This is a genomic window from Pseudomonas sp. CFBP13528 (genome assembly GCF_005233615.1).
Classification (GTDB): domain Bacteria; phylum Pseudomonadota; class Gammaproteobacteria; order Pseudomonadales; family Pseudomonadaceae; genus Aquipseudomonas; species Aquipseudomonas fluorescens_AM.
In genome coordinates this window covers 17576-31099 of record NZ_QGAJ01000026.1, presented here as the reverse complement: position 1 = coordinate 31099, position 13524 = coordinate 17576, and the positions used below count along the sequence as shown (strand labels likewise).

At 57.0% G+C, this 13524-nt stretch carries 13 protein-coding genes and 3 pseudogenes; 8 read left to right on the top strand and 8 right to left on the bottom strand.

Annotated elements, in window-relative coordinates:
• Positions 1-85 precede the first annotated feature (85 nt).
• A complete protein-coding gene (locus PspCFBP13528_RS26680) occupies positions 86-925 on the top strand; it encodes a Ku protein (RefSeq protein ID WP_101220472.1) in 840 nt (279 codons plus the stop codon).
• Between the two features lie 24 nt (positions 926-949).
• Positions 950-3475 carry a DNA ligase D gene (gene ligD, locus PspCFBP13528_RS26675; protein WP_137201857.1) on the top strand — a complete coding sequence of 842 codons (2526 nt, stop codon included), beginning with the start codon at positions 950-952 and terminating at the stop codon, positions 3473-3475.
• Between the two features lie 16 nt (positions 3476-3491).
• On the opposite strand, the gene lpxO is transcribed toward ligD, so the two are convergent.
• Both lpxO and PspCFBP13528_RS26665 read right to left on the bottom strand, forming a co-directional pair.
• Complete coding sequence (gene lpxO, locus PspCFBP13528_RS26670) at positions 3492-4391, bottom strand: lipid A hydroxylase LpxO (RefSeq protein WP_065950798.1); 900 nt, start codon at positions 4389-4391, stop codon at positions 3492-3494.
• 265 nt (positions 4392-4656) lie between these two features.
• Positions 4657-5949, bottom strand: a complete 1293-nt coding sequence (locus tag PspCFBP13528_RS26665) for a Wzz/FepE/Etk N-terminal domain-containing protein (RefSeq protein ID WP_101220470.1) — start codon at positions 5947-5949, stop codon at positions 4657-4659.
• A gap of 383 nt (positions 5950-6332) precedes the next feature.
• Between PspCFBP13528_RS26665 and PspCFBP13528_RS26660 the strand changes: the two genes are divergently transcribed.
• From PspCFBP13528_RS26660 to PspCFBP13528_RS28025, 3 genes and pseudogenes are all read left to right on the top strand, one after another.
• Positions 6333-6719 carry a TIGR03067 domain-containing protein gene (locus PspCFBP13528_RS26660; protein ID WP_137201856.1) on the top strand — a complete coding sequence of 129 codons (387 nt, stop codon included), beginning with the start codon at positions 6333-6335 and terminating at the stop codon, positions 6717-6719.
• Positions 6720-6941: 222 nt separating this feature from the next.
• Entirely contained in the window at positions 6942-8180 is a 1239-nt protein-coding gene (locus PspCFBP13528_RS26655; RefSeq protein WP_101220468.1) for an MFS transporter, read from the top strand.
• A gap of 399 nt (positions 8181-8579) precedes the next feature.
• Positions 8580-8788 (top strand): annotated as a pseudogene (locus PspCFBP13528_RS28025) (hypothetical protein).
• A gap of 90 nt (positions 8789-8878) precedes the next feature.
• Here the strand turns inward: PspCFBP13528_RS28025 and PspCFBP13528_RS28020 are convergent.
• From PspCFBP13528_RS28020 to PspCFBP13528_RS26640, 4 genes are all read right to left on the bottom strand, one after another.
• Positions 8879-8950, bottom strand: a complete 72-nt coding sequence (locus PspCFBP13528_RS28020; RefSeq protein WP_241669146.1) for a hypothetical protein — start codon at positions 8948-8950, stop codon at positions 8879-8881.
• A gap of 66 nt (positions 8951-9016) precedes the next feature.
• Complete coding sequence (locus tag PspCFBP13528_RS27550) at positions 9017-9193, bottom strand: hypothetical protein (protein ID WP_161594776.1); 177 nt, start codon at positions 9191-9193, stop codon at positions 9017-9019.
• 26 nt (positions 9194-9219) lie between these two features.
• Entirely contained in the window at positions 9220-9384 is a 165-nt protein-coding gene (locus PspCFBP13528_RS27545) for a hypothetical protein (protein WP_161594775.1), read from the bottom strand.
• Entirely contained in the window at positions 9381-9716 is a 336-nt protein-coding gene (locus tag PspCFBP13528_RS26640) for an MFS transporter (RefSeq protein ID WP_137201855.1), read from the bottom strand. The genes PspCFBP13528_RS27545 and PspCFBP13528_RS26640 overlap by 4 nt, the downstream gene beginning before the upstream one ends.
• Before the next feature lie 226 nt (positions 9717-9942).
• Here PspCFBP13528_RS26640 and PspCFBP13528_RS26635 point away from each other — a divergent pair, with 226 nt between their 5' ends.
• The gene (locus PspCFBP13528_RS26635; RefSeq protein ID WP_137201854.1) at positions 9943-11571 is read left to right on the top strand and encodes a methyl-accepting chemotaxis protein; all 1629 of its coding nucleotides are present in this window, start codon (positions 9943-9945) and stop codon (positions 11569-11571) included.
• A gap of 147 nt (positions 11572-11718) precedes the next feature.
• Positions 11719-11820: pseudogene (locus tag PspCFBP13528_RS28015) on the top strand (nucleoid-associated protein YejK); the annotation flags it as partial.
• A gap of 19 nt (positions 11821-11839) precedes the next feature.
• Here PspCFBP13528_RS28015 and PspCFBP13528_RS27540 read toward each other — a convergent pair.
• Both PspCFBP13528_RS27540 and PspCFBP13528_RS26625 read right to left on the bottom strand, forming a co-directional pair.
• Positions 11840-12064: a hypothetical protein gene (locus PspCFBP13528_RS27540; RefSeq protein ID WP_161594774.1), complete on the bottom strand. Its 225-nt coding sequence runs from the start codon at positions 12062-12064 to the stop codon at positions 11840-11842.
• 89 nt (positions 12065-12153) lie between these two features.
• Positions 12154-12714, bottom strand: a complete 561-nt coding sequence (locus PspCFBP13528_RS26625) for a GNAT family protein (RefSeq protein ID WP_137201853.1) — start codon at positions 12712-12714, stop codon at positions 12154-12156.
• 171 nt (positions 12715-12885) lie between these two features.
• Between PspCFBP13528_RS26625 and PspCFBP13528_RS26620 the strand changes: the two are divergent.
• Positions 12886-13515, top strand: a pseudogene (locus tag PspCFBP13528_RS26620) (site-specific integrase); the annotation flags it as partial.
• Positions 13516-13524: the final 9 nt, after the last annotated feature.

Sequence of the window (13524 nt, the reverse complement as noted above, 5' to 3'; positions counted from 1 at the left end):
CTGTCCGAGCATCCAGCCGCCGAAACTTTTGCCCGGGCCCATGAGTCACCAGAACACAGGCTTATTCTTTGAAGGAGAGGTATCTATGCCCCGGGCAATCTGGAAAGGCGCCATCAGCTTCGGTCTGGTTCACATCCCGGTCTCGCTGGTGTCGGCGACAGCCTCCCAAGGCGTTGATTTCGACTGGCTGGATAAACGCAGCATGGACCCGGTGGGCTACAAGCGCATCAACAAGGCGACCGGGAAAGAGATCAACAAAGAGAATATCGTCAAGGGCGTGGCGTATGAGAAGGGCCGCTACGTGGTGCTCAGCGAAGAAGAAATCCGCTCGGCCCACCCGAAGTCGACCCAGACCATCGAAATCATCGCCTTTGTCGCCAGCGACCAGATTCCCCTGCAGAACATCGACACGCCCTACTTCCTGGCGCCAGATAAACGCGGCGGCAAGGTGTACGCGCTGCTGCGCGAAACCCTGAAAAAAACCGGCAAGGTTGCCCTGGCCAACGTGGTGTTGCACACCAAGCAACACCTGGCCGCACTGATGCCGCTGGAGTCGGCCCTGGTGCTGGTGATGCTGCGCTGGCCCGCCGAAGTGCGCAGCCTGGATGAACTGGAATTGGGCAGCGACGTGACCAAGCCGACCCTGGCCAAGGGTGAGCTGGACATGGCCAAGCGTCTGGTGCAAGACATGAGCGCAGACTGGCAACCCGAGGAATACCGCGACAGCTTCCAGGAAAAGATCATGGCGCTGGTGGAGAAGAAGGCTAAGGCCGGCAAGATCGAGGACGTCGAATCGAGCGAAGGCAGCGAAGAGCGCAAATCAGCCGATGTGATCGACTTGACCGAATTGCTCAAGCGCAGCCTGGCGGGTAAACCTGCGGCGAAAAAACCAGCGGCAAAAAAATCCAATAAAAAGGCCTCTTGAGCCTGCCATAGGCTGGAGAACGACATGGCAAAGCCCCTGAGCGAGTACAACCGCAAACGCGACTTCGAGATCACCGCCGAGCCGGCCGGCAAGTCAGCGGCCGGCAAGCGCAACGCTTCGGCCCTGAGTTTTGTGATTCAGAAGCATGCTGCGCGCAACCTGCACTACGACTTTCGCCTGGAGCTGGACGGCGTGCTGTTGAGCTGGGCCGTGCCCAAGGGCCCGAGCCTGGACCCGAGCCAGAAACGCCTGGCGGTGCACGTCGAGGACCATCCCCTGAGTTATGGCGGCTTCGAAGGTAGTATTCCTGCCGGGCAATATGGCGCCGGGGATGTCATCGTGTGGGACCGCGGCATCTGGCAACCCCATGACGATCCGCACAAGGCCTACGCCGCCGGCAAACTGAAATTCAGCCTCGTCGGCGAAAAACTCGCAGGGGACTGGACGTTGGTGCGCACGCGGCTCAAAGGCAGCGGTGACAAGGAGCAATGGCTGCTGATCAAGGAAAAGGATCAACAGGCGCGCGCCTCGGCGCAATACGATGTCGTCGAGGCCGAACCCGCCAGCGTGCTCAGCAACGCGGTGGTGGGTAAGGCCAAGGGCAAGGCCAAAACTGCAGCGGCAGCCAAGACAGCCCCCAAGGCGAGCACGCGCAAGCGAGCAACCGCCGTCCCCGAAGCATTCTCCCCACAGCTGGCAACCCTGGTCGACCGGGCACCCGAAGGTGACTGGCATTACGAGATCAAATTCGACGGTTACCGCATCCTCGCGCGCATTCGCGACGGTGAAGTCCGCCTGTTCACCCGCAACGGCCACGACTGGACCGAGCGCCTGCCGCGCCAGGCCAAAGCCTTGCAAGCGCTCAAGCTCAAGGACAGCTGGCTGGATGGCGAAGTGGTCAGCCTCAACAGCGACGGCTTGCCGGATTTCCAGGCCTTGCAGAATGCCTTCGATATCGGCCGCAGCCTCGACATCGTTTACTACCTGTTCGATGCGCCGTTTCTTGACGGTCGCGATCAGCGCCAAGAGCCGGTAGAAAGCCGTCGCGCGGCACTTAAATCCGCTCTGTCTGCCAGCAAGAGCAAGCTGCTGCGCTTCTCTGAAGCCTTTGCCGCCGACCACCGCGACATTTTCGAAAGCGCCTGCGACCTGGCCCTGGAGGGTGTCATCGGCAAGCGTGCCGGCAGCCCTTATGTGTCCAGCCGCAGTGCCGACTGGATCAAGCTCAAATGCCGTTTGCGCCAGGAATTCGTGATTGTCGGCTATACCCGCCCCCAAGGCTCGCGCACCGGGTTTGGCGCGCTGCTCCTGGCGGTCAACGACGACGCCGGGCTGGTGTATGCGGGGCGTGTGGGCACCGGTTTCGACCAGGCGTCGCTCAAAGCCATCTATGCCAGGCTCACCGCGCTTGAGCGCACGGACTCGCCGCTGCAAAAGCCGTTGACCAGTGCCCAGGCGCGCGGCGTGCACTGGGTCGAGCCCAGTCTGGTCGGTGAGGTGCAGTTTGCCGAGTGGACCCGAGAAGGCGTGGTGCGCCAGGCTGCATTTGTGGGCATGCGCACCGACAAGCCGGCTGCGCAGATCATTCATGAACAGCCGCGTACGGCCAAATCGGTGAAGGCGCCAAAGACGAAAAAACCCGGGAAGGCGGTGAAAACCGTGAAAGCCATGAAAATCACCCACCCTGATCGTGTCATCGACACGCAGAGCGGCACGCAAAAGCAGGAATTGGCGCAGTTCTACGCCGATATCAGTGCATCCATCCTGCCCTTTCTGCGCAACCGGCCTGTCTCGCTGCTCAGGGCGCCAGAGGGCATCGAAGGCGAACAGTTCTTCCAGAAGCATTCCGAACGCATGACCATCCCGCACATCAAGCAGTTGGACCCGGCACTTGACCCCGGCCACGCCCGCCTGATGGAAATAGACAGCGCCGATGCCCTGCTCGGCGCGGTGCAAATGGGCACGGTTGAACTGCACACCTGGGGCGCGACCACGGACAAGATCGAAACCCCCGACCTGTTCGTCCTTGACCTGGATCCGGACCCCGCCCTGCCCTGGAAGTCCATGCTGGAAGCTGCGCAGTTGACGCTGTCGGTACTGGATGAAATAGGTTTGCAGGCCTTCGTCAAAACCAGCGGTGGCAAAGGCTTTCACCTGATCGTACCGCTGGCGCGACGGGATAACTGGGACACCGTCAAAGCCTTCGCCAAAGCCATCGCCCAATTCATGACCCAACAACTGCCGGAGCGCTTTACCGCCACCAGCGGCCCGAAGAACCGCGTAGGCAAAATCTTCATCGATTATCTGCGCAACGCCCGCGGCGCCAGCACCGTAGCGGCTTACTCCGTGCGGGCACGGCCGGGCCTGCCGGTGTCGGTGCCCATCAGTCGGGATGAACTCAGTGGCGTGCGCGGCGCCCAGCAATGGACGGTGGCCAATCTGCACGAACGGTTGCGGGAGTTGAAGGCCGACCCTTGGGCCGGCTATGCCAATCGTCAGAAGATCAGCAAGCAGATGTGGGACAAGCTAGGCGCGAAGCCACCGAAGTGATTCGCGCCCGCGCAGCTCAGATAAGGATGAAGATCAATGCCAACCCGGCGAAGATTGCCCATTTTTCCAGGTAATAGCGCGTGCGATTGCGCTTTTTGAGTTCCTTGCCACGCAACCTGATTTTATACAATCGGGTAAAGGCGCGGTTGAGGGCGCCGGTCTTGTCGCCCTCGTCATTGGGCGACCCCGCAGCGGCCATCACATTGCGGCTGAACCAACGGTTGAATGCGGCTGCCCAGCGGTATTTCATCGGTCGTTCGATGTCGCAGAACAGAATGATGCGGTTATGCGATGTGGTGTTCTGCGCATAATGAATGTAGGTCTCGTCAAACATCACCGGCTCGCCGTCGCGCCAGTAATAGCTTTCGCCGTCCACATTGATATAGCAGCCCGGATCGTTCGGCGTGTCCAGCCCCAGGTGATAACGATAGGAACCGGCGTAAGGGTCACGGTGACGCACGAGCCTGGAGCCCGGCGGCAGCTCGGCGAACATCGCGGCCTTGATCGAGCCGATGCTTTGCACCAGTTCGGTGGTACGCGGGCACAGCTTCATCGCTGAAGGGTGACTGTCGCCATACCATTTCAGATAAAAGCGCTTCCAGCCGGACTTGAAGAACGAGTTGAACCCCACATCGTTGTACTGCTGCGAACGTTTGATTTCTCCGGCCCGCATCAGGTTCTGGCCTTCCTGGCGGATCTCTTCCCAGTGCTCCTGCAACGGGCTCAGGTCCGGAAAGTCGCTGGGCGACAGAAAGGGGCGGCTGGGTTGCCTGGAAAACAGGTACAGGAAGCAGTTGATCGGCGCCAGGAACGTCGAATGGTCGCTAAGTTGGCGGCCCAGCTTGTGTCGCACCCGGCCACGCAGATGTACATACGCGATGGAGGCAACGTAGAGAGCAACAATGATGAGTTTCAAGGGATTCGTCACACGTCTGGGAGAAAACAGGCTGCTCCTGCGTGCCCACAACGGCCGAGGATGGATAGCAGCACCTGAAATCACAATTCACATACAGGTGACACGACCGGCTGGAGGACCATGCGATGTGTGACCATTGGCGGTTATTTAGCCATACTTTGTAACCAAAGGTTAACTAAGAATTGTGAAAAGCTGTCTACTGAGTGTGCTGGGGGGATGAGCAGGCGGGCCTCAAGACCCGCCCACTGGAGGGCAGTGCCATGGCTTACAGTTGATCGTCCTTACGCTCACGGCGGGAAAAACTGCTGTCTTCCAATGCCGAGAAAGGCACGACGTCGCGTCGAGTCAGCACCAGGTGGCGGACCAGCGCGACCATCAGGCCCAGCAGCAGACCGCCCACCAGGCTCAATGCAATGACCAGGGCTTTTTTCGGTTTGATCGGTGACAGTGGCTCTTGGGCGCGGCGGTCGATCGTCACCAGCTTCAGGTTGCTCATGTCGATGTTCAAACCACGCAGCCTGGCGACTTCGGCGCGCAGTGGCTCTACGTCCTGCAGGAAAATGTCTTCATTGCCACGTTTGCGCAGCACTTCAACTTCCCGGTTGGCGTCCAATAACCGCAGTTCCTTGCCGATTTCAGCAATACGCGGGTTGGTGAAGTCATCGCTGGTGCGCTTTTGCAGCGCGACGCGCTCAGCCTCCAGCGCCTCGGTACCCATGAAGTACAGCGGAATCTTCTGATTGTTGACCTCAGTGCGCATCACCTGGCTTGAGCCGGTTCGCGTGGAGTCGGCCATCGAGGATGGCGTGGTCGGTGTCCTGATCCCCATGGACTGGGCGATGCCGATTGCTTCAGCCAATTCGGCCAGGCGGTTGGTCCGCTCCATTTTCATCTGCAAGCGCAGGGCGCTCAGCTCATCCTCCAATTGGGCGCGCTTGAGCCGGTCGGCTTCGAGCAGCTTGGCGATCTTCGATTCCTTGTCGGTGTCGTAGTTGGCACGGGCCGCGCCGATCTTGCCCTTGAGCTCATTGAGGCGGTTGTTCACGATCACTTTGAGGTCGGCCCCCACCTGCTGACGCTCTGCGGCAATGGCGTAGTCGACAAACCCATTGAGAATCTTCACCCCGTCGACATCGGTCGGGTACTGCAATTCCAGGCGGATATAGTTACTCAGCGAGTCGGATTTTTTCGGGTCCGGCAGGATCAGATTGACCGAATTGCGATTGAAGTCTTCAAAACTCTGCTCCAGGGTCTGCCCTGGCTTCTTGAACGCCTTGAACAATTCTTCATGGTCCTTGAAGAAGCCCAGACGCGCCTCGTACGAGTCCAACTGCGCGCCCACTTTGAGCAACGCATCAGCGGGCGGCAACTTATACACTTCCGAGCGGTTCAGCGCGTCCAACTCATTGATTGCCGCAGGTCGCAGCACACTGCTGACCTCATACGTCTTGGGCGCGAGAAAGGCATATCCCGCACCCAGAATCCCCGCCAGAACCGTACACCCCACGATCAGCTTCTTTTGCCGCCATATGGCATTAAACAATTCAAACAGATCCATTTCATCAGACGCTACAGCAGGCGTAAGCGAGGAACTTCGATTCAAAATAAGAACACCTTAAATTAATACTAAAAGGCCATCACTTAGCGGAAGCCCTAGCGGCTTCAAGTCAGGGACAACGCCCTGAACACGGCCGACCAATGGCAGTCTGACCACTTAGGCTGACGAAAAATCCCACTGCTTTAAGGATTATTTCTGCTTCATGTCGACGTGTAGTCACAAACATATTTCGATGTGGGACTAATCACGCTACAAGCGTAGTCAATACAACATGAAAAAGCTGTCAAATGGCTGTCCCATAAAGAAAAAAATCCCGTTATCTGCAGTGCTGTTACATTGCCAGTACCACTGTCCGCCTCCCCACATCAGCACAAGGAAATTGCATGCCATCCCCTTCAGCCACGGACTATCGCGCCCTGCAAGGTGCCTGGGAGCAAATCGCCCTGGAAGACAATGGCGTGCTCAACCCTCCCGACGCGCACAGCGCGCCAGGCGCCATTACCACTATCAGCGCGGATAGGTTCGAAGTCGTCACCGTCGAGGGGGAAATCTTGCTGTCAGGCTGTTTTGTACTGGACGCCGACACCACGCCCAAGAGCATTACCTGGGTGGACGCCATCGGCGCGGACGCCGGCAAGTCGCTACCGGCCAGCTACCGCCTCGAGGGCGATCATTTTGTGTTCATCGCCGCCGATGAAGGCATGCCCCGGCCCACTGTATTCAGCACAGGCCCGGGGCAGACCATGCGCACCTTCGTGCGTCGGGCATGAACGGCCTGCTTATCCGGTTTGATCACAGCATTTTCACAAGGCCTTCACTTTCCGACCTCTAAGGTGAAGCCTACCTACTCCAGTGAATCCCTTGGCCCGCCTCTGCTTGCGGGCTTTTTTTTGCGCCTGCAATTGCCAGGCAACAGCGAACTAATGACCCGGCGTGCAGGTCACTACCCCAACGCGTGTCCAGCCCCGGACTGCGCTCTGGAAGATAGCACCGTGGCCCATCACTCAGACCTGCGCACTGCCTTGTCCCTGGACAGCCTGAATTTCTTTCTCGCGGATGTGCGCGACGGCCTGGGTCCGTACCTGGCGATTTATTTGCTGGCGGTACACCAATGGGACCCGGCCAGTATCGGCGTGGTCATGACCCTTGCCGGGGTCGCCGCGTTGCTCACCCAGGGCCCGGCGGGTGCGTTGATCGACCGTACCCGCAGCAAACGCGCGGTGATTGCGATTGCCGCGCTGCTGGTCACGCTCAGCTGCCTGATGCTGCCTTTCGTCAGTTCATTCGGCTGGGTGGCGCTGACCCAGGCCGCCAGCGCCATCGCCGCCTCGGTGTTCGCCCCGGCGATTTCCGCGATTTCCCTGGGCATCACCGGGCCGCGTGCGTTTACCCGGCGTACCGGGCGCAACGAAACCTTCAATCACGCCGGCAACGCCGCAGCGGCATTGCTGGCCGGCGGCCTGGCGTATCTGTTCGGGCCGGTAGTGGTGTTCTACCTCATGGCGTTTATGGCCGTCGCCAGTGTCATCGCCGTCAGTTGCGTCCCGGCCAAGGCCATCGACCACGAGGTGGCCCGTGGCTTCGACCCGGCTCATCACACTGACCATGAGCAGCCCTCGGGGCTGAGCGTGCTGCTCGCCAACCGCCCGTTGCTGCTGTTCGCCATTTGCTGCGCGCTGTTTCACTTGGCCAATGCTGCGATGTTGCCGTTGGTCAGTCAGAAGCTGTCGCAGATCAACCTGCAGATGGCCACGCCGTTGACCTCGGCCTGCATCGTCGCTGCGCAGTTGGTGATGGTGCCAACGGCGATGCTGGTGGGGATCAAGGCCGACGTGTGGGGACGCAAGCCGCTGCTACTGGCCGGGTTCATGATTCTGCCGTTGCGCGGCGTGCTCTACACCTTCTCCAACGACCCCTATTGGCTGGTTGCCGTGCAGATGCTCGATGGCATCGGCGCAGGCATTTTCGGCGCGTTGTTCCCGGTGATCGTCAAGGACCTGACCCAAGGCACCGGCCGCTTCAACGTCAGCCTTGGCGCACTGTCGACTGTATTCGGCCTGGGCGCGGCACTGAGCAGCAGCCTGGCCGGCTTCGTGGTGCAAATGGCCGGCTACAACGCCGCCTTCCTGACCCTGGCCGGGGTGGCCGCCGCCGCATTGCTGCTACTGTGGCTGGCCATGCCGGAGACATTGGCCAAACCAACCTTCGCTGGCCATACAACTGTTGCCTGACATATGCGAAAAGGCGCGCCAAATTCCAACACACATCCCGAATTTTCCGCTCAGCGACCGGGTTTCGCGCCTTGATGTCGCTGTTGACGCATGCCTGAAGGCACCTGCCGTCACGCTCGCAACCCATTGATAGGTAAAGTAATTGATCTCCACGGCTAACATGACCATGCGGTATGAAACGCATTCTGGTGATTACTGGTGATCAGTGTTTACTGGTCCATGTCGTCATGAGTAATCAACCATAACGCTCCGAAATGCGCCCGTTGGTCCCAAGACTGGTCCCAACGGGTAAATTCAAGCTCATGCCGAAACTGCATAACCCTGCTCCGGCGTCCTGCCGACCGATCTCCCAACTCCATAATTTGCCTGCTACGCTGTTCACTCCACGGAGGAACAACGATGCTGAATTCTGACCTGCTCCCTCCCCTGCTTTTCAAACTCTACGAGAATCAACTCGCCCTAGAAGCGGCCATTTGAAACTATCGAATTGGGTCGACCGGCAAGGTTCTGCCTAGGTGGCAGAAAACGTGCGCGGGGCGCTCTTCACCATCGGCCATGATGCAAACTTCATAAAAATGACTCTGGCAGTATTCAAGGATTCCGATTGATTGCCTTAAATCAGTAGTACGACCAAGGCTTCGTGTTTTTATCTGATAAATACCACCCACGGCGTTCTGCCGATCGAAATATGCCTCTTATTAGCAAGCCACCGTCCAGAGCTGGTCCAGTTTGGTGGTATAGCTCTGCCTCATCATCTCCCGACGCATCATCCAGTCGGGATTGGTCGGCACGCTGGCAGACCGGAGCGTACCTCTGCCCAGCGCTCGTTGATCTGATCAAGCACAGTCATAGACGTCAACCAGCCGCTGGTGGTCAGACACCGGCCCAGCACAGAAGAACTTCAGGCCCTTCTGCTCGATGCACTTCTCATACGCATCGTCTGTGATGACGTCACCACGTGTTACCTGGGAGTCATAGGCGATCACACCGTCTTTGTAGGCAATGGTCGTCATCGAAGTGCCACTCCAACTTGAACTGGTTAATAGTTGCAGGTATTGATAGATGTCAAATCACAAGGACGTTCACATGAGTGAAACGCAACAAGCTGGCCCTCTGCGCCCCAAACTAACAATTTCAGTACGCACCAGGTGGCCCACAGCGCGATAAGGCCGCAGGCGATGGAGTTGATCAGTTCAAGATTCATGGGTTGCCTCCCCCGAACCGCTGGCGGATGAGCGCCCAGAGGTCAGCGGCTTTGATGGCTCGGTTGATTGCTGCCAGGAGAGAACCGCCGAACGTGCCCAGGAGGAAACCAATCCCCGCGACGATCTTGGGCTCAGTGACATTCAGGTAGGCGCTGACCATGCTCGTCAGGTACAGCGAGCAGGCCACCCCCGTGATCAAGAACATCATCCAGGCGCACCAGTCGGACAAGTCATCCTTGTGCCACCCACTGGCAACAACAGCCCCAATCAGGCCCGCAATCAACAATTCGAACCTGTCGATCTTGTCGAGCAGGCGCTGTAGATACTCCATGCGCTCGACTCCGTGGGGCATGTTTGAAACAGGTCAGCCCCAGCGGCACTCACTGCTCAGTGCGACGGGTGTGGCGGGCTGAAAACGAAAGGCCCCGATCAATGTCGAGGCTGGAAATAGGTGCAAAGCCCTTTGTACTCGTAGCACTAACATGCCTCGTACCGATGGACGGGCTGCTGCGGCTCAGTTTGCTGCCGATACCTTAGGATCAGGGAGAGGTCTAAATATGATTTTGCGCAAACTCAATATCGCACCACGTTCCACACTTAGCTTCGGCTTTTTTTGCTTGATGATAATTGGGTTGGGAGTGGTAGCTCTCATCCAGGCATCAAGCTTAAACGACGCTGAGAAGTTTGTAGAAAACAACGTGGTGCCCAGCATTTCGATACTCGCCAAGATGGACCGCGAGTTTTTGAGCATTCGAAATAATAATTCGAGATTGCGCAACCCTATTGAGCCTGCCGAACGCAGAGCGCAAGCGCTTGTAGAGGTCGAAAAATCGCGCGGAAATTTTGAGGACCTCATCCAGAAACTCCAACCGCTCATCGTAACAGCTAAGGGCAAACAGCTTATCGGGGAATTGGCGAAAGATTACCGCACCTATGAGGTCGTTCAGGATCAATACCTGGCCCTTACAGGTGCCGGAAAATTCGAGGATGCAGTCAAGCTGTCCAGCGAGGTAATGAAGTTTGGGGCGGATGGCGTAAACACCGTTCTTCAGAATCTGATCGAACTCAATAACAATAAAGCACTAAATGCGGGCAAAGAGGCAACGCATACTTATGAACAAAGCAAACTGGTCGTCGGCGGTTTCATTTTGGTGAGCACGCTGGCTGCGATAGTACTTGCTTTCATGTACACCCGAAGCCTCACCACCCCGGTCAATCGATCATTGGCCATCGCTGAGCGGATTGCAAAAAACGACCTTAGCGAAGTGATCGATGTGCAAGGCACCGATGAGGTAGCGCGGCTGATGCAGGCTTTGAAAGCGATGCAGGCTAACTTGCGAACCACACTTTTGTCGATATCCGACTCATCCAACCAGCTGGCATCGACATCCGAGGAAATGCATGCCGTAACCGAAAACGCGAATACCGGCATGCAGCAACAGAGCCACGAAGTGGAAATGGCCGCTACGGCTGTTACCGAGATGAGCGCTGCAGTTGAAGAAGTGGCCAGAAATGCCTCTGCGGCATCTGAAGCCGCTACGCGATCCAATTCGGCAGCTATAGCCGGCCGCGCACGAGTGGATGAAACCGTCGAAGCGATTAGCCTGATGGTTTCAAGCGTGGGAGACGCATCCAATGAGGTTCAAGGGCTCGCGGTGATGGCTACCGACATCAGTAAGGTTCTAGACGTCATCAGGGCCATCGCCGAACAGACTAATTTGCTTGCACTCAACGCTGCAATCGAAGCCGCAAGGGCAGGAGAAGCAGGCCGCGGGTTCGCTGTGGTCGCCGATGAAGTCCGAGCGCTCGCGCATAGAACGCAAACTTCGACCAGCGAGATCGAACAGATGATCACGTCCATTCAGAAAGGTACTGGAGCCGCCGTTTCTGCAATGAGTAATAGCAACACCCAAGCGCAAAAAACACTCGATACAGCGCGTGGTGCTGGGTCGGCATTGGTGGAAATTACCGAAACCATTGACGACATAACGGAGCGCAACGTGCTGATTGCCACAGCGTCAGAGGAGCAAGCTCAAGTAGCCCGCGAAGTGGATCGAAGCCTGGTCAGTATCCGAGATTTGTCGAGCCAGGCGTCGGAAGGATCTAACCAGACCGCGTCGGCCAGTTTGGAACTGTCGAAGCTGGCGGCTGAACTGAACCGGATGGTTAACCAATTTCGCCTATAGCCAATTGCGGCTCATAAAGAGCCCGGCCGATGGCCGGGCTCTGTGATTTATCTTGTGATCGCTGAATACTACTTATCGCCACCGTTGCTGCGATCAGTCTGAGCGTCTTGATCAGATCCTGGATGACCCGGCAGCGCTTTGTGCAGCCGGCCGAAGAACTTCAACGACTTCATCAAGGCGAAAGACTACGGCCTTTCCGAGTCCTTGCCGCCGGACAAGAAGACCCTCAACAAATTCCGGCGCTTCACTGTCGGACCAAAAAATCATCTCAAGTCTCACGTCGCTGCTTCGAAGCCAACATTTGCGCATAGGCACTGTGAAGCTCAGCTATAACCCGACTCCCAACTGCATCGTTTTCGAAGTGGTTAGAGGCCTTCGTGACAAGTCCGGAGGCATGATCTACAAAATCTTTAGCATCTAGCCCCTGAATATCAATCGAAGCCAACAGCATGCCGAGCGCGAGCTCCAGAGCATTTTCAGGGTTATCAATCATAACAATCGACCCAAGATCGGCCCCATGCCGATCTCCCGTAATACTCCAACCCAAACCAAATTGCCACCACCGGTACTCCACGGTGGTGATCAGTTAAGGAACCGTGATGCAGCGGCATCTGAGGCAAGCAGGCCGTACTGGTGAAGACTTAGAAACTTGCCATCCTTAAGCTCAACATCACGAAGCGTGCCTTCGAGGTGAAATCCAAACTTTGTCAGAAGCGCGCAGCTGGGCTTGTTATCAGGCTCCACGTCTGCGTGGATCCGATGTAGCCCCATTTCCCGCAAGCCGTACCGGATAACTGCTGGTAGAGCTTCAGTTAAGAGATCTTTGCGCCAGTGCTCGGGCATCAGCCAATAGCCGATTTCAGCCTTGCGGTGCTTATGGCACCAATCATTCAGCCCGCATGCTCCGATCATTGAATCATCTGTGTTGAGGGCTATAGCCCACCATCTTCCTGTCTCCTGGCTGACGATATGCTCAAACCATCTCATCTGCTCATCAGTAGCAGCCAAGCTTGTATAGGAAACACCGTACTGAGCCACCACTCGCGGATCCGACAGACCCGCGTAAACAGAGCCAACATCCTCAGGACGAACTTTTCTAAGAATGATTCTTTTAAGAGAAAACTCTGGAAATTCTGCAGGCAATTTTTAGACTCACTTTTTACTGACGAGGACCCATGCCGGTCACTCGTGATACCCCAACACCGGCAAAATTGACATTTAGCTTCGTGATTTTTCAAACCGTTATTGAGAGCTTTTCGCTGATCGCAGCATGAGGCAGCGAGTCAAACCCTGCCAAATTTACTAACACCTCGAGAAGAAGCAAACCAGATCATCGCGAAGATGTATCAGCACGATCACTGGCCCAGCACGATCTATGCGGCGTTTTTTGAGTTTGTGTTTTTTACAGGATTGCGTCTGTCCGAAGCCCTGGCGATGCGCTGGGATGCGATTGACGAGGAGAAGAGGACGGCCCACGTGTGTCGCGGAGTCGCCTCGACGGAAGTGGTGGAACGTACGAAAACGGGCGGAGATCGCTTCGTTTTGTTGAATGACCGCGCCATGCATGCTCTGCAATTTGCCAGGGAGTACGCAGAACGTCGGAAAAAAGGCAAAGGCAAGGTGCTGGAAACGCCTTTCATTTTTCCGCTTTCAAAGAACGCGGAGTACGTGAAACAGACATCTGACCTACACAAACAGTGGGTTGCAACGCTAAAAGCGCTGAATATCCGTCGTCGGCCGCCATACAACTGTGGTCACACCTATGCGACAATATGCATTATGTCTGGCATGAACCCCGCCTTCATTTCCCAGCAGCTCGGCCATAGTGTGCAGATGCTGCTCTCGACTTATGCGCGTTGGATCAACTCAAGCTCGGACTGGAGCGAAATGGAAAAGCTCCAGATTGGTCCCAAATTGGTCCCAGCTCAAATAAGCGCACCCTAAGCTATTGAT

What these genes read in the sequence shown, in the direction of transcription:
- PspCFBP13528_RS26680 (WP_101220472.1), top strand. Translation starts at nt 86, where the DNA reads ATGCCCCGGGCAATCTGGAAAGGCGCCATCAGCTTCGGTCTGGTTCAC.
- ligD (WP_137201857.1), top strand. Translation starts at nt 950, where the DNA reads ATGGCAAAGCCCCTGAGCGAGTACAACCGCAAACGCGACTTCGAGATC.
- PspCFBP13528_RS26665 (WP_101220470.1), bottom strand. Translation starts at nt 5,949, where the DNA reads ATGGATCTGTTTGAATTGTTTAATGCCATATGGCGGCAAAAGAAGCTG.
- PspCFBP13528_RS26660 (WP_137201856.1), top strand. Translation starts at nt 6,333, where the DNA reads ATGCCATCCCCTTCAGCCACGGACTATCGCGCCCTGCAAGGTGCCTGG.
- PspCFBP13528_RS27550 (WP_161594776.1), bottom strand. Translation starts at nt 9,193, where the DNA reads ATGACGACCATTGCCTACAAAGACGGTGTGATCGCCTATGACTCCCAG.
- PspCFBP13528_RS27545 (WP_161594775.1), bottom strand. Translation starts at nt 9,384, where the DNA reads ATGAATCTTGAACTGATCAACTCCATCGCCTGCGGCCTTATCGCGCTG.
- PspCFBP13528_RS26640 (WP_137201855.1), bottom strand. Translation starts at nt 9,716, where the DNA reads ATGGAGTATCTACAGCGCCTGCTCGACAAGATCGACAGGTTCGAATTG.
- PspCFBP13528_RS26635 (WP_137201854.1), top strand. Translation starts at nt 9,943, where the DNA reads ATGATTTTGCGCAAACTCAATATCGCACCACGTTCCACACTTAGCTTC.
- PspCFBP13528_RS27540 (WP_161594774.1), bottom strand. Translation starts at nt 12,064, where the DNA reads ATGATTGATAACCCTGAAAATGCTCTGGAGCTCGCGCTCGGCATGCTG.